The sequence below is a fragment of the Candidatus Palauibacter polyketidifaciens genome (assembly GCF_947581785.1).
Classification (GTDB): Bacteria; Gemmatimonadota; Gemmatimonadetes; order Palauibacterales; family Palauibacteraceae; genus Palauibacter; species Palauibacter polyketidifaciens.
This window is the reverse complement of the sequence record NZ_CANPVO010000044.1, coordinates 1-17733: the sequence shown is the minus strand read 5'-3', so window position 1 is coordinate 17733 and position 17733 is coordinate 1. Positions and strand designations below refer to the sequence as shown.

The following is a 17733-nucleotide window of genomic DNA, read 5'->3' as shown; positions in this document are numbered from 1 at the left end:
TCGTCTCGTTCTCCCGTCATCCGGCTTCCCGTGTCGTGCCGCACGACACCAGCCGGCGGGCGAGTTCCAGATTGCCGTGATGTCCCGGTCGTTCCGCGACCACATGACATTGCAGTCTCGCGCCCACGAGTGCGAGATCGCCGATGATGTCGAGAATCTTGTGCCGGACGAACTCGTCCGGGAAGCGGAGCTTCTGCCCGGCTTCGAGCCCGTCCGCGGAAAGGGCGAGCGTGTTGTCCCGCGTCGCTCCGAGGGCGAGTCCCCGTTCACGCAGCGCCTCCCGCCATTCGGACAGCCCGAAGGTGCGGGCCGGCGCGATCTCCCGCAGGAAATCCACGGGTTCCAGCCGCGCGCTCGCGGACTGTCGCCCGATGAGCGGGTGGTCGAAATCGATCGTCGCCGAGATCCGCCCGGATCCCGCGGGGAGTACATCGTACCGGGTTCTTCCGATGGCGAGGCGCAGAGAGTTGTCGATCCGGAGGCACGGCGCCTCTGCCTCCTGCGCGACGGGTCCGGCTTCCAGGAGCCGCTCGCACCACGCGCCGGCGCTCCCGTCGAGGGCAGGAGGTTCCGGCCCGGAGACGTCGATCCAGAGGTTGTCGAGCGTCAACCCGTGCGCCGCGGCGAGCACATGTTCGGCGGTGCGAACCACGGCTTCGCCCCGTTGGAGCGCGGTCTCGCGGTCGGTGGAATGTACGAAGTCCACCGTGGCCGGTATCTCCGGCGCGCCGGGAAGATCCGTGCGGCGGAAGCGCAGACCGCCGCCCTCGGGCGCGGGGCGAAGCCTGACGACGGAGGGTTCGCCCGTGTGTATCCCGTACCCGCGGACCTCCACGGCCCGCGCGATCGTGCGCTGTTTCGCCGTCAAGCCCCTTCTTCGTCCGACTCGTTCCGCCGGGTGGGCCGATCGCCCTCGTGGGCCCCCAATCCCCGCTCGAGGCGCGCGACGCGATGGAAGAGGTCCGGCAGCCTGCTCAGCTGTGCGGCCTCCTTCAGCCACGACCGGTGAGGCCGGGCCGGCGTCCCTCCCAGCTCCGCTCCCGCGGGCACATCCTGCACCACCCCCGTCTGGCCCGCGATGCGCGCGCCGGCTCCGATCGTCAGGTGGCCGGCCACGCCGGCCTGGCCACCGAACTGTGTTCCGGCCCCGATGTCACAGCTCCCCGCGATGCCGACGTGCGCCGCGATGAGGCAATCGCTCCCGATACGCACGTTGTGCCCCACGTGCACGAGATTGTCGAGCTTGGTCCGGTCCCCGATCCGAGTGTCGTCGAGCGCGCCGCGGTCGATCGTGCAGTTCGCTCCGATCTCGACGTCGGCTCCGATCACGCAGCCGCCTATCTGCGGCACCTTGTGCGCACCGTCGGGCCCCGGCACGTACCCGAAGCCGTCCGTCCCGATGCGGGCGCCGGCATGCACCCGCACCCGGTCGCCCAGCTCGACGCCGTGGAGGACGGAGACGGCGTGGCCGAGCCGGCAGTCGACGCCGATCCGCGCTCCACGACCGATCAGCGTTCCCGGCCCCACCCACGTCCCGCGCCCGACCCGGGCACCGTCCTCCACCACTACGCCCGGGCCCAGCGACACCGTCTCCCCGATCCGCGCCCCCTCGTCGACCCGGGCGGCCGGGTGGATGCCCGGCGGCGGCGGGGGCTCCGGATGAAAGAGCCGCACGATCGTGGCGAAGGACAGATGAGGGTCGTCGACCTTCAGGACGCTGAACCGGACGTCGCGCGGTTCGAAGCTGCGCGGGGCCAGCACGGCCCCCGCCCGCGTCCCGCTGACGGCCTCCCGCATCGTTTCGCGGGCGAAGAAGGCGAGGTCTCCGGGGCCGGCGACGTCGAGCGAGGCGACTCCGCTCAATCGGCGGTCGGGATCGCCCAGTACATCCGCGCCCACGCGACGAGCGAGATCGGAGACCGTGAACGTCGTCATTCGCGGAACGGGCCGGACCCCGTGCCCGTGTCGGTCGCTAGCCGCCGGGCAGGGCCGAGAGGTCGGCGAGGTCCACCCCGAGACGCTCGAGCACCGAGGTGGTGATGTCGAGGGAGATGTCCGCCGCCACCACGCCCGCGGCGATGTCGAGCACGATCGAGTAGCTGCGTTCCGCGCGGATCTCCTCGATCACCTCGTTCACGCGCACGACGATCGGTTCGAGCAACTCCGCGCGACGCCGATCGAGTTCCACGTTCAATTCCTGCTGCCGGTTCGCCGCCTCCTGCTGCTTGTCGCGGATCTCCCGCTCCTTCTGCTGGCGTCCCGCCGGGTCGAGCAGCGACTGCTGCTGCTGGTACGCCCCGATGAGAGAGTCGATCTCCGCCGCGAAGGCCTCGAGTTCGCCCTCGAACTCGATGGACACGCGCTGAAACGCGGCACCCGCCGAATCCGCGCCGGGTGCGACGGGAAGGATGGCCTGCGTGTTAACGTAGACGATCGGCGTCCCCTCAGGGGGCAGCGGAACCACTTCCAGCGGCGCCGGCGCCCCCGGCAGCTCCTGACCGGCCAGAGGGCCCGCGATCAGCGAGCCGAGCGCCAGCAGACGCATCACGGCCGGCCTTGCGCCCCCGTGAATCCAGTTCATGTCGGTATCTCTCCGGTTCAGAACACACGTCCGAACTTGAAGTGCAACTGCCAACCCGGATCCGGCCTGCCCAGGACATCCCGCCGATCGAATCCGTATGCGTAGTCGAGTCCCAGTGGACCGAAGGGCGTCACCAGACTCGCGCCGATTCCCGCCCCCACGAGAAGGTCCGTCGGGTTGAGCTGGCTGGCGTCCAGCCAGACGTTCCCGGCGTCCATGAAGGCACTCATGAAGATGCTGCTCGTAAGCTTGATCCCGAAAGTCACCCCGGTCCGGAAGAACGATTCTCCCACGCGGTCGAGGTCGCTGAAGGGGGCGTCATCCGGGATGTGCCCCGACGGAGTCACCGAGGCTTCATCGTATCCTCGCAGCTGGATTCCCGCCTGCGTGCCCCCCGCGTAGTAGCGCTCGGTGAAGAACGGATTCCTGCCCAGGATGAGCCCCGCCTCGAAGCTGAGTCCGAAGGTGAGTTCGATGGGCGGGCTCGTGCTCCCGGGGCCCCCGCCGAGCCGGCCCACCGGTACGAACCACTCGCTCGTCAGATCGAGCTTCTGGTAGTTCCCGTCGCCCGCGAGAACGCCCCCGGTCTGCCGGAACGAAAGCTGGTTCCGGGCGCCTGCCGTCGCGAACAGGGGATTGTTCCGGCTGTCCTGGACCAGGCGCCCCGAGAGCGTGGACCGCAAACCGGAGAAGAGCGAAAACCGCCTCCCGATCGCGTTCGTCGTGTCCAGCCCCCGCACGTCGTCGTTGAAAAGCGAGTAGCCCAGGAAGACGCGCGTGTTTCGTATCCCGAAGATGGGGATGCCGATCTCGGTCAGCCCGCCCGTCTGGCGTCGGTCCCCGAGGCTGAAGCCGGTGAACTGATCCCGCGAGGCCCGGAACGTGGCGTTGGCGGAGTAGTGGCTTCCCAGGAGTTCCGGATCGGAATAGCTGAGGTCGAAGTCCCGCTGCCGGCGGCCGAAGATCCAGCGGATGCTCCCCGTCTTCGCGAGTCCGAAGAGGTTCGGCTGCGAATAGCCAATGAACCCCGCGAGCCCGGTATAGCCGGACGCGGTGATCCCGAAGTTCATCGTCCCCGTCTGCTTCTCCTGCACGCGCAACGAAATGTCGATGTCCCCGTCCGGGCGCGGGCGGATGTCGATCGCCTCGTCCGGCGGCAGCGGCTCGAAGAAGTTCAGCCCCTGGATGTTCTGGAACGACTGGATCAGGCGTTCCTGCGAGTACACGTCTCCGGGGAAGATGAGCAGGCGGTTCCGGATCACGCGGTCGTGCGTGGCCGTGTTCCCCTCGATCGCGATCTCGCGGATATAGCTCCGCACGCCTTCCTGGATGACGAGGTGGGCCGTGACGCGGGGCGGCTCGCCCTCGGGGACGTCCACGCGCCGCACATCCGGCGTGACGCGGGAGGCGAGGTATCCGTTGTTCCGGTAGAGGTCTCCGAGCTCCGCCGGCGAAGCGTAGAAGGCGGTGAAGTTGAAGGGAGGATACGCCTCGTCCCCTTCGGGCTCGTGCTGGTCGCGGCGCACGATCGGCTCGATCGTCGCGAGCGGGAAGGCGCGGTTCCCCGTGATCCGAAGGTCCTCGAGCAGGTATTGGTCGCCCTCCGCGACGCGGATCTCGATCCGGCCCTTCCCCGTGAGGCGGTCCGATATGACCGTGTCCCCGAGCACCTCGAAGTCCAGAAAGCCGTTCGCGCGGTAGAAGTCCGGGAGTCGCTCGGTCAGGTCGCGCCGGAACTCATCCTTCTTGAGTTCGCCCGAATCGAACCAGAAGAACCCCTCCTCGTCCGTCGCCATCGCCGCCCGGAGGTCCGCGTCCGAGAACGCGTCGTTCCCGTCGAAGGTGATCGCCGTAACCCCGAGCCGCGGCCCTTCGTCCACGTCGAACACGACGAGAAAATCCGAGGGAAACGCAGCGTCCGGGCGGATGAGCGTATCCACGCTTGCGGTCGGAAATCCTTCGTTCGACAGCAGTTCGAGGACCGTGACGCGCGCGCGCCCGATCCGGTTGGGGTCGAGCGGACTGTTGTTTGCGAGGCCGACGGTGTCGCGGATGACGTCTTCGTCCACCCGTTCCAGGCCCCGGAAGGCGTACTGCGTGATGTAGGGCCGTTCCTCCACGCGGATGTAGAAGACGCCTCGCTCGGGATCGTCCGACTCCGCGACGCCGATCTCGACGTCGGAGAAGTCGCCGGAGCTGAAGAGGCGGCGGATCGCGTCCTGGATCTGGGGCTGGCGCACGACGTTGCCCGCGCGAAGGCCGCTGCGGGTGATGATGATGTTCGCGGAGTGGCGCTGATTCCCTACGACCACGACCGAATCGACGCGGACGGATGACTGGTCGAGCTGGATCTGCGCCGCCGCAGGCTTCGCCGCGGCGAGCCCGAGGATCAGGCCCGTCAGCACCAGTCCGCCCGCCGCGCCGGCAGGCGGCCGCCGGCGGTTCATTTCGCCGAGGAAGTCGTGGGCGTGGCGAACACCAGGCTGTCCTCGTCTTCGGCGATATCCACTCGGATCTGATCGCCGGGCTCGAAATCGGCCATCAGGATCCGCTCGGAGAGCGCATCCTCGACGTGCCGCTGAATCGTCCGCTTGAGCGGGCGCGCCCCGAACTTCTCGTCGTAGCCGCGGTCCACCAGGAAACGGATCGCCGCATCCGTGAGCTCGAGTTCGAGCCTCTCCTCCGCGAGCCGCTTCTGCACCTCCCGGAGCTGGATGTGCACGATCTTGCCGAGTTGCTCCTTCGACAGCGGGTGGAAGACGATCGTCTCCTCGACCCGGTTCAGGAACTCGGGCGTGAACACCCGGTCGATCTCGTCCGAGACGCGTTCCCGGATCCGGTCGTAATCGATCCCGCTCGCTTCTTCCGTGAAGCCCACGCGGGTCGAGCTGCCGATGTCACGGCTCCCGACGTTCGATGTCATGATGACGACGGTGTTCTTGAAGTCGATGACCCGACCGTAGTTGTCCGTGAGCCGACCTTCGTCGAGGACCTGGAGCAGGATGTTGAAGACGTCGGGATGCGCCTTCTCGATCTCGTCGAGCAGGACGACGCTGTACGGCCTTCGCCGGATGGCCTTCGTGAGCGCGCCGGACTCCTCGTAGCCGACGTAGCCCGGCGGCGCGCCGATGAGACGGCTCACGGAGAACTTCTCCATGTACTCCGACATGTCGACGCGCACGAGGGCGCTCTCCTCGGCGAAGAGGAAGCGCGCCAGGGCCCGCGCGAGTTCGGTCTTCCCCACCCCGGTCGGGCCACAGAAGATGAAGCTCCCGATGGGGCGGTCGGGATCCTTAAGGCCCGCCCGCCCGCGGCGGATCGCGCGGCTCACCGCCTCGATCGCCTCGTCCTGCCCGACGACGCTCTCGTGCAGTTCGTCCTCCATGCGGAGCAGGCGGTCCGTTTCCGCCTCCCGCAGCCGCGTGACGGGAATCCCCGTCCAGCGGCCCACGATGAAGGCGATGTCGTCCTCGTCGACCGTCGGGCGGAACTCGGCCCGCGCCCGCTCCCATTCGTCGCGGCGGCGCTTGATCTCCTCCTGGACCTCCTTCTCGCGGTCCCTCAGGTAGGCCGCGCGCTCGAAGTCCTGGTCGCTGATCGCGGCGTCCTTCCACTCCGCGAGTTCCTCGAGCTTCGTGTGGAACTCCTGCACCTCGGCGGGCGGCACCTGCGCGGCGAGCCGCGACCGCGCACCGGCCTCGTCGATCACGTCGATCGCTTTGTCCGGGAGAAAGCGGTCCGTGATGTATCGTTCCGCCAGCCGGGCGGCGGCGGAGAGCGATGTGTCCGGGATCTCCACGTTGTGATGATCCTCGTAGTACTTCCGCAGACCCTGGAGGATCTCGACGGTCTCATCGATGGTCGGAGCTTCGACGATCACGGTCTGGAAGCGACGTTCCAGCGCCCCATCCTTCTCGATGTACTTCCGGTACTCGTTCAGCGTGGAGGCTCCCACGCACTGCAGCTCCCCCCGGGAGAGGGCCGGCTTGAGCATGTTCGACGCGTCGATCGCGCCTTCCGCCGCGCCCGCGCCGACGAGCGTGTGCAGCTCATCGATGAAGAGGATGACGCCTTTCGCCTGCGAGGTCTCGTTGACGATCGCCTTGAGGCGCTCCTCGAACTGGCCCCGGTACTTCGTGCCGGCGATGACCGCCGCCATGTCGAGCGCGAGGACGCGGTGCCGCTTCAGGCTGTCGGGCACATCGCCCCGCTGGATAGCCTGTGCGAGCCCCTCGACGATCGCCGTCTTGCCCACGCCCGGCTCGCCGATGAGCACGGGGTTGTTCTTCTTGCGGCGCGAGAGGACCTCCATCATGCGCTCGATCTCGCCCAGCCGTCCGATCGTCGGATCGAGCTTCCCCTGGCTCGCGAGCTGCGTGAGGTCGCGGCAAAAATGGTCCAGCGCCGGGGTCTTCGACTTCTTGTCCCCCTTCGTGCCCGATGCGCTTGCGGGATCGGAAACGGAGGCCGCGGCGGGCGTGCCGCCGGCGGGCACGTCCGTCCCGAGCAGCTTCAGCGTCTCGGCCCGCGCGCTGTCGAGCCCGATTCCGGCCTCTCCGAGCACCTTGGCCGCGAGCCCCTTCTCCTGGCGGAGGAGACCGAGCAACAGGTGCTCCGTCCCCACGTAGGTGTGGTTGAGTTCCTCCGTCTCCGCCATCGCGTGCTCGAGCACGTTCGTCGCCTGCGTCGTGTAGGGGAGCTCGCCGATCGACGAACTGCTCTTCCCCGTCCGGATGTTCCCCTCCACCAGCCGCTTCAACTCGTCGAGGTCGGCGGACAGGTTGGCCAGGACCGCGGAGGCGACGCCCTCGCCCTCACGAATCAGGCCGAGAAGGATGTGCTCCGTGCCCACGTAGTCGTGCTTGAGGCGGATGGCCTCTTCACGCGCCATGGCGAGCACTTTTCGAACACGGTCCGTGAAGTTGTAGTTCATCCGAGCCTCATGTGGCGTCGACGTAACGGCCGGCAGCGCGACTCAGTGCGATCCCGCGTCATTCAAGGCTCTTCGAACGTAGCTCGCGCGGAACGCGTCCGCATCCGCCTCGTCGAGCCGGCGCCCCGCCGCGCGGGCGAGATGTGCGGTCTGGGCATGGATCATCATGCGGCTGATCACATCTACCCGGGGTGTTTTCAGAAGTTTCAGCGAGATGCCGAGACGGACCCCGGAGAGGAGGTTCATCATCTCCTCGAAGGGCAGGCTTCTTGCGTGGCACAGGATCCCGTAGGCTCGCCAAACCTTGTCCTCGAGCACGTTCGGCGCCTCTCGCAGCAGGACGGCGCGCGCCTGCTTCTCGTATCCGATGACGCGGCCGACCAGGCGTTCGAGCTGGTCGATCAGATCCTCCTCGGTCTTGCCCAGGGTCGTCTGGTTCGAGATCTGGAACAGGTTCCCCACGATCCTCGAACCCTCTCCGTATAGACCCCGATAGGTGACGCCGAGTTGCCCCATCCCTTCCAGTACCTTACGGATCTGACGGGTGAGGACGAGACCGGGCAGGTGGATGAAGACGGAAGCCCGCAGCCCGGTCCCGACATTGGTCGGACACGAGGTCAGGAAGCCGAACTCCTGGTGGAAGGCGTACGGAAGACGGGCGCCGATCTCCTCGTCGAGCTGATCGAGGTCGCGCCAGGCGGCCGCGAGCTGGAAGCCGCCGCGCAGCGTCTGCAGCCGGAGGTGATCCTCCTCGTTCACCATCATCCCGAGCGCGCGCGTCCGGGAAAGGGCGAGACCGGAGCCGCGGCGCGGCCCGGTTTCGGGTCCGCCGATGAGTTCCTTGCTTACGAGCCGCCGTTCGAGCAGCAGGAGGCGGTCCACCGGGTCGAGGCGGGAGATTTCCCAGAAATCGACCTCTTCGAGCACGCCCGCGGCCTCGGTCGCGGCCCGCGCCTTCTCGAGCAGGGCTTCGCGCTCCTCTCCGGTGGCGTGCGCGGAGAACGAATATCCCTGGAGGTTGCGGGCGAGGCGTACGCGACTCGAGACGACGATATCGCCGTCGGGGCCCTCTTCATCCAGCCAGTCGAGGCCGTGCGTTCCTATGAGCGGTGCGGCCGCCGACCCGTCCGTCACGAGACCTCCGTCAGCGCGTGGATCGCATCTCTGAGGTCCGCCGCGGATTCGAAGTCCTCGATCTCCACGGCGCGCTCGAGCCGCCGCCTGAGGGTGGAGAGGCGAACCTGCTCGGGGTCCGCGTCCGGGGCCGTGCTGACGTACACCTTGCCCATGTGCTGCGAGGAGCCGTGCACCCGGCGGAGGAGCGCACGGAGCTGGCGGTGGAACTGCGCGTAGCACTGCGGACAGCCCAACCTCCCCGATTTGCGGAAGTCGCCGGCCCCGGTGCCGCAGTACTCGCAGGCCTCGCCGGCCTCGTCGAACAGGTTTTCCCCGGCGCTCCCGCCGAGGTGCGCGAGCAGATCCGCCATGGGCGCGGATCCGCCGCCGGGCGCCACGCCCTTCAACGTCGCGCAGGTCGAACAGAGATTGAGCGTGCGCATCTCGTTGTTCTCGATCTCCGTAAGCGTGATCGTCGCCTTGCGCTCCCCGCAGTTCTCGCAGTCCATCCCGTCTCTCCGTTACGTCGCCCGGCGGTTCACCGGCGCGGTGACGAGTGCGCCGCTCTCGATGCGGAGCACCCGACTCGCGCGTCCCGCCAGTTCGCGGCTGTGCGTCACGACCACCAGCGCCGCGCCGTGCCCGTCCACGAGCTCGAACAAGAGGTCGTGCAGGCGCAACGTCGCGTCGGCGTCCAGGTTTCCGGACGGCTCGTCCGCCAGCACGAGCGGCGGCGCGTTCGCCAGCGCCCGCGCCACCGCGACCCGCTGCTGCTCGCCGCCGGAGAGCCGGCGCGGCCGGTGGCTCGCGCGTTCCGCCAGCCCGACCTGAGCCAGCAGTTCCGAGGCCCGGTCCCGGGCCTCCTCCCGCGAGGCCCCGGCGATCAACCGGGGCAGCATCACGTTCTCGAGCGCCGTGAAGTCGCGCAGCAGGTGATGGAACTGGAAGACGAAGCCGACGAACCGGTTCCTGAGTTCGGCCAGCCGTTCCCCCCCCAGTTCCGACACCCGTTCGCCCCCCAGCCAGACGTCTCCCGCCGTCGGCCGGTCGAGGGCGCCAAGCAAATGTAGCAGCGTGGACTTCCCGGACCCACTCGGACCCACGATGGCGAGGGCGTCTCCCGGGTCCACGGTCAGATCGATCCCCTTCAGAACCGGAAGGAGACCGCCATCCGGACTCGGAAACGTCCGGACGAGCCCGGTCGCCCGCACCGCGGACGGCGCCTCCACCTCTCGATCCGCCGTCATTCGTGCCGGATGGCGTCGACCGGCGCGAGCGCCGCGGCCTTTCGCGCCGGGTAGATCGTGGCGAGGTAGGAGATGAGCAGCGATCCGAGGACGATCAGCGTGACATCGAGCGGCGCGAGCGAAATCGGCAGCCGGTCGATGAAGTAGACATCGCTGGGGAGCGTGATGAACTCGTAGCGGGTCAGCGCCCAGGCGAGGAGGGCTCCGAGGCCGGCCCCGATCGTGGTGCCGACGACACCGATGAAGAGCCCCATGTTGGTGAAGACCTTGCCGACGCCCCGCGACGTCACCCCCATCGAGCGGAGGATGCCGATCTCGCGCGTGCGGTCGGCGACCATCATCACGAGCGTCGAGACGATGTTGAACGAAGCGACGAGGACGATGAGGATGAGGACGACGGCCATGCCGAGCTTCTCGAGTCGCAGCGCGGAGAAGAGGCTCCGGTTGAGTTCCTGCCAGCCCTCCACCCGGTAGGGCCAGCCGAGCGCCTCCTCCAGCCGCGCGGATACTTCCGTCGCGTCCCACGGATCGCCGACGTCGAACTCGATCCCGGTCACGGACTCGCCGAGTCCGAACAGGGTCTGCGTCTCGGCGAGCGGGGCCATCGCGAGCTCGTCGTCGTACTGATAGAGCCCCGTCTGGAAGATCCCCGTGACCTCGAAGCGTCGGAGCGCGGCCGAGAGCCCCGCAGCCGAGAGCGTCGCGTCCCGGGTGGACGCCGCGACGATGACCTTCCCCTGGTAAAGACCCATCTTCTGCGCGAGGCCGCGTCCCACCACGATGCCCGGGTTTCCGGATTCCGTCGGGCCGAAGGGCGGCTCCCCGATGATGAGGTGCTCCATCAGCCCGGCGATCCGCATCCCCTCCGGGTCGTTCGGGATCCCGCGCAGCACGACGGATTCGTTGTAACGGTCGCCCTCCTGGGTGAGGATGACCTTGTTGAAGGCGAACGGGGAAGCCGCGATCACATCCTCGTCCTGTCGGACCCGCTCGAGCACCGTCTCCCAGTCGTCCATCTGGAAGCCGTTGTCGAGTTCCATCACGTGCGCATGCGGTCCGCCGCTCAGGATCCGGTCCCTGAGGCTCTCCTGGAGGCCGTTGAGGACGCCGATCACGACGATGAGCGCCATCACGCCGACCGCGACGCCCCCCACGGCGAGACTCGAGATGAAGGCGACGAGCCTTGAGTCTTTTTCGTCCACGGAGCCGGCCCCCGCGAGGGGTCGCCACGGCCGGCGGAGAAAGCGGCCGATGGCCCGGAATACGCCGAAGACCGACGAGCGACGCCCGGTCCCGCGCAGATAACGCCGGGCGACGAACCGCTCGAAACGCCCCTGTCCCCGGCTCATGAGCGTCCTTCCTCGGGACGCAGGATGGGGAAGAGAACGACGTCGCGAATCGATGTCTGCCCCGTGAACAGCATCACGAGGCGGTCGACCCCGAGGCCGAACCCGCCGGTCGGCGGCAGCCCGTATTCCAGCGCCCGCACGTAGTCTTCGTCGATCTCCATCGCCTCCTGGTCGCCGGCTTCCCTCAGGCGTTGTTGCGCCGCGAACCGGTTCCACTGATCCGCCGGGTCGTTGAGTTCGCTGAACGCGTTCACGAGCTCGAAACCGCACACGATGACCTCGAACCGCTCCGCGAACTCCGGCTCTCCCCGCATCGGTTTCGCGAGCGGGCTCATCTCGATCGGGTGACCGTACACGAAGACCGGGTCCGTGATCCGGCCTTCGACCCGGTCCGAGAACAGCGTATCCAGGAGCTGGACGCGCGAGAGGTCGTCCGCGTCGGCGCGCCCGGTCTCCTTCGCGAGGGCGCGGAGATCCTCCTCCTCGGCCCGCCGCGGATCGAGCCCCGTGGCCTCCGAGAACGCCTCATCCCAGCGGACCCGGGTCCAGGGTGCGGCGAGGTCGACGACCGTCCCGTCGTACTCGAAGCGCGTCGTCCCCATCACCTCCCGGGCGACGTCGCCGAGCATCGTCTCCGTGAGCTCCATCACGTCCTCGTAGTCGGCGAACGCGGAGTACAACTCGAGCATCGTGAACTCGGGGTTGTGCGTGCGGTCGATCCCCTCGTTCCGGAAGTCGTGCCCGATCTCGTACACCCGGTCGAGGTTCCCGACGATGAGCCGCTTCAGATAGAGTTCGTCCGCGATCCGCAGGAACATCTTCCGGTCGAGCCGATGGTGGTACGTGGAGAACGGCCGGGCGAGCGCGCCCCCGTAGAGCGGCTGCAGGATCGGCGTCTCCACCTCAAGGAAGTCGCGCGCGTCGAGCCAGCGGCGGAGTTCCGTGACGACCCTGGCCCGGATCCGGAACACCTCGCGGACCTCCGGATTCACCGCCAGGTCCGCGTACCGCTGCCGGTAGCGCGAAGCCGGATCCCTGAATCCGCTGTGCACGACCCGCCGCCCATCCTCGGCGACCTCCTCCTTCCCGAACGGAAGCGGACGGAGGGTCTTCGTCAGGAGGTGGAGGGATTCCGCGCGAACGGTGACTTCGCCGCGCCGGGTGCGGAAGACGGTCCCCTCGACGCCGACCCAGTCGCCGAGGTCGAGCAGATCCATGAGCGCCGAGCCCTCATCGCCCAGGACGTTGCGCCGGAAGTGGATCTGCAGCCGCCCGTCGCGGTCGCCGATATGCGCGAAGGCGCTCCCTCCCAGGTCCCGATAGGAGAGGATGCGGCCCGCAACGCGGACGCCCCCGAGTTCGCGGGGATCCCCACCGTCCGTCGCCCCGTCCGTCGCCCCGTCCGCCGCCCCGTCGGTCGCGGCCTCCGCCTCCTCGAACGCCGCGAAGGCGCTGCGCAGGTCGTGGGAACGGTCGAAGGCGTGGCCGTAGGGTTCCACGCCGAGTTCGCGCAGCCGGGCGAGCTTCGCGAAGCGGTCCCTTACGGGCTTCGGCCGATCCTTCGACGCGTACCAGCGGGCGGCGTCCCGGAATCCCGGGGAGTCGGAGTCGCGCGGAGGGCCCTTCATGCGTTCGTCTTGCCGGATTCCTGAAGAAACGCCTGGATGAAACCGTCGATCTCGCCGTCCAGCACGGCGTCGACGTTGCCGACCTCGAGGTTCGTCCGGTGGTCCTTGACCATCTTGTAGGGCTGCAGGACGTAGGACCGGATCTGCCGGCCCCATTCGATCCGCGTCTTCGCCCCCTCCAGTTCGGCCCGGCGCGCTTCCCGCTCTTCGACGGCCCGCTGGTAGAGGGCCGCCTGCAGCATCTTCATCGCCTTGGACTTGTTCTTGTGCTGGCTGCGCTCCTGTTGGCACGAGACGACGATACCCGTCGGGAGATGCGTGATCCGCACGGCGGAGTCCGTCTTGTTCACGTGTTGGCCGCCCGCTCCGGATGCGCGGAAGGTGTCGACCCGGAGTTCCTCTTCGTTGACCGCGACTTCAATGTCCTCGTCCACGACCGGATAGACGAAGACCGACGCGAACGACGTGTGGCGGCGTCGCTGCGAGTCGAAGGGGGAGATGCGCACGAGGCGGTGGACCCCCCGTTCGGCCGAGAGATACCCGTAGGCGAACTGTCCATCCACATCGAGCGTGGCCGACTTGATCCCCGCCTCCTCGGCCGGAAGGAGATCCATGACCTCGACGTCGTAGCCGTGCTGTTCCGCCCAGCGCACGTACATGCGCATGAGCATCTGGGCCCAGTCCTGCGACTCCGTGCCGCCGGCGCCCGGGTTGATCGTGACGAGCGCGCTGCGGTGGGCGTCCTCGCCCCGCAGCATGTTCCGCGACTCCAGGCGGGCGGCCTCCGCCTCCGTACGCCCGAGTCCCGCTTCGAGTTCCGCCTCCAGCTCCGCGTCGTCCTCGTCCTCCAACAGAAGCGTCATCTCGAACAGATCGTCCACTCGGGCGGAGCAGTCCGCCCATGGACGGGTCCAGCTCTTGAGAAGGTTCGCCTCGCCGATGACCTCTTTCGCGCCCTCGCGGTCGTTCCAGAAGTCGGGGGCCGCCATTTTCTTCTCGAGTTCGTCGATGCGGGTCAGCTTCTCGAAGATCTCAAAGATACCCCCGTAGCTCATCGAGCCGGCCGCGCAGCGCCTCGGCGCGTTCTTTCTGTCTCACGAGCTCCGTCATTCTCGGCTCCAGGCCCTCCGCGCAGGCGTTGGGTCCGCATGGGGTGTATTGGCCGACCGTAAATAGACCACGTTACCGCGCGGAAGGCGAACTTTCCCGGACGACACTACACCAGGTCGAAATCGACCCGCAGCGCCTCGCGATCCACGCGGACGACCTGAACCTCCACGGCGTCGCCGAGCCGGTAGCTTCTCCGCGTGCGACGGCCCCGGAGCGCGTGCTGCGTCCGGTCGTGCACATAATGGTCCCCGGCGAGGCGGCTCACATGGACGAGCCCCTCGATGTCGACCGCGTCGAGTCGGACGAAGAAGCCGAAGCGGGTCGTGGCGCTGATCGTACCGTCGAAGTGATCTCCGACATGCCGTTCCATGAACTCGACCTTCTTGAGTTCCACCGAATCGCGCTCGGCCCGGGCCGCGTTCTCTTCGCGCGCCGAGGCGTGCCGGGCTGTCGCGGAGAGCCATTCCCCGCTGGTCTCGCGAGAGCGGGCCGGCCCCGCCAGCCAGCGAGCGAGTTGCCGGTGGACGACGAGGTCCGGGTACCGGCGGATGGGCGACGTGAAGTGGAGGTACGCCGGCGATGCGAGCCCGAAATGGCCGTCGTTGCGCGTCTCGTAGCGGGCCTTGGCGAGGCTCCGCAGCACCTGGACGGAGATGATCGGTTCCTCCACCCTGCCCTTCACCGCGTCGAGCAGGCGCTGGAAGTCGCGAGGGCGCGGGTTCCGTTGCGGGAAGGAGAGCCCGAATTCGCCCGCCAGGAGACGCAGCGTGTCGAGCTTCTCGGGGTTCGGCTCCTCGTGGATCCGGTAGAGCGCGGGCACCCCCTCCTCGATCGCCCAGCTCGCCACCGCTTCATTCGCGGCGATCATCAGGTCCTCGATGAGCCGGTGGGAATCGAGCCGCTCCCGTCGCCGCACGTCGATGGGAGCCCCTTCTTCGTCGAGCACGACCCTGGACTCCGGCAGGTCGAAGTCCAGGCTGCCCCGAGCCCTGCGGCGATCAAAGAACCCCCGGCTCACCTCGAGCAGCGCCCGAAGGTCCTCGCGCAGGCCCGGATCCCGCTCCGTCGCCGGGGTCGTTTCGCCGTCCAACGCCTCCTGCGCCTCTTCATAGGAGAGGCGGTGCGCGCTTCGGATGACCGCGCGGGCGAAACGCGTCCCCCGAAGCGTTCCCCGCCGATCGACGGTGAGGAAAGCGGCCAGCGTCAGCCGGTCTTCCCCGGGCACGAGCGAGCAGAGGTCGCTCGACAGCGCGTGCGGGAGCATCGGCAGCACGCGGTCGACGAGGTACACGCTCGTGCCCCGCTCCCAGGCTTCCGCATCGAGCCGGTCGCCCTCGCGTACGTAGTGCGACACGTCCGCGATGTGAATTCCGATCCGTGCCGCGCCCCCCGAGAGCCGTTCGATGGAGATCGCGTCGTCGTGGTCGCAGGCGTCGGCGGGGTCGATCGTGACCACGCGGTCACGCCGACAATCCTCGCGCCCTTGGAGGTCCGCCGGCCGGATTCCCCGCGCGGCCAGGGCCGTCGCCGCCTCCTCGACGGCTTCCGGGAACGCGTCGGGGATCCCGTATCCCACCTGTATCGCGAGCACCGCCGCGGCGGAGTCTCCGGAAGGCCCGAGCACGCGTTCGACGCGGCCCGCCGGGCCCGGACCCTCTTCCCCCCAGTCCGTGACCTCGACAACGACGAGGTCGCCGGACGCGGCCGCTCCGCGACCGCGCGCGGGGATGAACACGTCGATTCCGAGCTTCGGCCGGGTCGCGTCGAGCCAGCCGTGCCCGCGCTCGCCGTGGAAGACGCCGACGACGCGAGAGTGGGCCCGCTCGAGGATCTCGATGACGATTCCCCTGGGTCCGCGCCGCCCGCGGTCGTCGATCCGCACGGTGACGCGGTCGCCGTCCACGGCCGAGCCGAGATCGCGGGCGCGGACGAAGATGTCTTCATCGCCCTCGTCGGGGATGACGAAGGCCGCGCCGCTCTCGATCCGTTGCAGCCGCCCGCTGATTGGCCGGCGACCTCGGGGTCGGCTCCGGGATCGTCCGCGACCCCGGGATCGTCCCCGGCCCCGCGACCCTCCGCGGCCCGGCGGTCGTCCGCCGCGGGTCAGAGAGGTTTCGCCTCGTCGATGAGCATGATCGGGATCCCCTCGTCGACTTCGAACTTCAGGCCGCAAGCGTGACAGAGCAGGGCTTCCTCTACCTCCCCCACGCGGTACTCCAGCTCCGCCTTGCACTTCGGGCAGACGAGGATCTCAAGCAGTCGGTCGTCGAGGGGCATCAGCTCTCCCGCGCGGGAACCCGGAATCCGAGCACCCTAAGGTGGTGCGTCTTCTTCCGCCAGTTCGGGAGGACCTTGACGCGAAGCCGCAGGTAGATCTGCCCGCCCAGGAAGCGTTCGATCTTCCGGCGAGAGCGGCTTCCGAGCTTCCGGATGGTCCTTCCGCCCGCTCCCACGACGATTCCCTTCTGGGATTCCTTCTCCACGTGGATCAGGGCCTCGATGTACGTGGGCCTGCCTCCCTTCCGAACCCGGAACTCCTCGATCCGGATGGCCACTGCGTAGGGGACCTCGTCCGCCAGCTCCTCGAGGCACGTCTCCCGGATCATCTCGGCGACGAAGTGCCGGACCGGCGCGTCCGACAGTTCATCCACGGGGTACAGCGGCGGCGACTCCGGAAGTCGCGCAGACAGGGCTTCGAGCAACTCGGGAACCCCCTCGCCCTTCGTCGCGAACGTCCCGTATACGCCGTCCCAGCCGCCGCCTGCGAATCGGGCCCAAAGCGCCTCTCGACCGGATATCTCCACCCGGTCGATCTTGTTGAGGCAGAGGATCTTCGGTACACGGACCGAGTGCGCGAACTCGCCGGCCCAGTCGAGGCTGGGTTCGAACCCCGCGTCCGCCACGGCGAGCACGAGGTCCGCGTCTTCCAGCGCCGAGAGAGCCTCTTCCCTCATCGATCGATGCAGCGTGTAGCGAGGCTCGAGGAGGCCGGGCGTGTCGATGAACACGGCCTGGGAGGCTTCGTCCGAATGGATCCCGAGCAGCCGTCGCTGCGTCGTCTGGGCCCTCGGCGTCACGGCCGCGAGGCGCTCGCCCAGGAAGGTGTTGAGCAGCGTGGACTTTCCGACATTCGGAAGTCCGACGATGGCGACGAAACCGGCCCTGAACGTCATGGACGGACCACAGGTTGGAGCAGGCCGGCGCTGGCGCCGGAAGGTTGAACAAGAAGGTGAGTGACTTGCAGGAGGTCCAGGTGTGCCTTTCTCATCGAAAGGACATCTCCCTAGAAAGGAGGTGATCCAGCCGCAGGTTCCCCTACGGCTACCTTGTTACGACTTAGCGCCAGTCACTGAGTTTACCTTCGACGGCTCCCTCCCGAAGGTTAGGCCACCGGCTTCGGGTACCCCCAGCTTCCATCGCTTGACGGGCGGTGTGTACAAGGCCCGGGAACGTATTCACCGTAGTATGGCTGACCTACGATTACTAGCGATTCCGGCTTCATGGAGTCGGGTTGCAGACTCCAATCCGAACTTGGACCGACTTTTTGGGATTCGCTCCACCTCGCGGTATTGCTGCCCTTTGTGTCGGCCATTGTAGCACGTGTGTCGCCCTGGACATAAGGGCCATGATGACTTGACGTCATCCCCACCTTCCTCCGGTTTATCACCGGCAGTCCCCCATGAGTCCCCGGCATTATCCGCTGGCAACATAGGGCAAGGGTTGCGCTCGTTGCGGGACTTAACCCAACATCTCACGACACGAGCTGACG

General features: G+C 67.9%; 14 protein-coding genes and 1 rRNA gene. All 15 read right to left on the bottom strand.

What is annotated here, in order from left to right:
- Window positions 1-16 precede the first annotated feature (16 nt).
- Window positions 17-868, bottom strand: coding sequence for a UDP-3-O-acyl-N-acetylglucosamine deacetylase (gene lpxC, locus RN729_RS12035; protein WP_310785093.1), 852 nt, complete (start codon window positions 866-868; stop codon window positions 17-19).
- Window positions 865-1935, bottom strand: a complete 1071-nt coding sequence (gene lpxD / locus RN729_RS12030; protein WP_310785091.1) for a UDP-3-O-(3-hydroxymyristoyl)glucosamine N-acyltransferase — start codon at window positions 1933-1935, stop codon at window positions 865-867. Before lpxD ends, lpxC begins: the two co-directional genes overlap by 4 nt.
- A gap of 37 nt (window positions 1936-1972) precedes the next feature.
- Complete coding sequence (locus RN729_RS12025; RefSeq protein WP_310785089.1) at window positions 1973-2581, bottom strand: OmpH family outer membrane protein; 609 nt, start codon at window positions 2579-2581, stop codon at window positions 1973-1975.
- A gap of 17 nt (window positions 2582-2598) precedes the next feature.
- Entirely contained in the window at window positions 2599-4986 is a 2388-nt protein-coding gene (gene bamA / locus RN729_RS12020) for an outer membrane protein assembly factor BamA (RefSeq protein WP_310785088.1), read from the bottom strand.
- Window positions 4987-5024: 38 nt separating this feature from the next.
- The gene (locus tag RN729_RS12015; protein ID WP_310785087.1) at window positions 5025-7514 is read right to left on the bottom strand and encodes an ATP-dependent Clp protease ATP-binding subunit; all 2490 of its coding nucleotides are present in this window, start codon (window positions 7512-7514) and stop codon (window positions 5025-5027) included.
- A gap of 42 nt (window positions 7515-7556) precedes the next feature.
- Window positions 7557-8648: a protein arginine kinase gene (locus tag RN729_RS12010; RefSeq protein ID WP_310785085.1), complete on the bottom strand. Its 1092-nt coding sequence runs from the start codon at window positions 8646-8648 to the stop codon at window positions 7557-7559.
- A complete protein-coding gene (locus RN729_RS12005) occupies window positions 8645-9139 on the bottom strand; it encodes a UvrB/UvrC motif-containing protein (protein ID WP_310785083.1) in 495 nt (164 codons plus the stop codon). The genes RN729_RS12010 and RN729_RS12005 overlap by 4 nt, the downstream gene beginning before the upstream one ends.
- Before the next feature lie 12 nt (window positions 9140-9151).
- Window positions 9152-9877, bottom strand: a complete 726-nt coding sequence (locus RN729_RS12000) for an ABC transporter ATP-binding protein (protein WP_310785081.1) — start codon at window positions 9875-9877, stop codon at window positions 9152-9154.
- Complete coding sequence (locus RN729_RS11995) at window positions 9874-11226, bottom strand: ABC transporter permease (RefSeq protein WP_310785079.1); 1353 nt, start codon at window positions 11224-11226, stop codon at window positions 9874-9876. The genes RN729_RS12000 and RN729_RS11995 overlap by 4 nt, the downstream gene beginning before the upstream one ends.
- Window positions 11223-12854 carry a lysine--tRNA ligase gene (gene lysS / locus RN729_RS11990; RefSeq protein ID WP_310785077.1) on the bottom strand — a complete coding sequence of 544 codons (1632 nt, stop codon included), beginning with the start codon at window positions 12852-12854 and terminating at the stop codon, window positions 11223-11225. Before lysS ends, RN729_RS11995 begins: the two co-directional genes overlap by 4 nt.
- Window positions 12851-13964, bottom strand: a protein-coding gene (gene prfB / locus RN729_RS11985; RefSeq protein ID WP_343218929.1) for a peptide chain release factor 2 whose coding sequence is annotated in 2 segments (ribosomal slippage) — window positions 12851-13888 and window positions 13890-13964 — 1113 coding nt in all. Because the reading frame shifts where the segments join, the coding sequence is not laid out codon by codon here. The genes lysS and prfB overlap by 4 nt, the downstream gene beginning before the upstream one ends.
- A 106-nt stretch (window positions 13965-14070) precedes the next feature.
- Window positions 14071-16137: a ribonuclease R gene (gene rnr, locus RN729_RS11980; RefSeq protein WP_310785073.1), complete on the bottom strand. Its 2067-nt coding sequence runs from the start codon at window positions 16135-16137 to the stop codon at window positions 14071-14073.
- Window positions 16068-16241, bottom strand: a complete 174-nt coding sequence (locus RN729_RS11975) for a Trm112 family protein (protein WP_310785071.1) — start codon at window positions 16239-16241, stop codon at window positions 16068-16070. The genes rnr and RN729_RS11975 overlap by 70 nt, the downstream gene beginning before the upstream one ends.
- Entirely contained in the window at window positions 16241-17137 is an 897-nt protein-coding gene (gene era, locus RN729_RS11970) for a GTPase Era (protein ID WP_310785069.1), read from the bottom strand. The genes RN729_RS11975 and era overlap by 1 nt, the downstream gene beginning before the upstream one ends.
- A gap of 114 nt (window positions 17138-17251) precedes the next feature.
- Window positions 17252-17733 (bottom strand): 16S ribosomal RNA (locus RN729_RS11965); the annotation flags it as partial.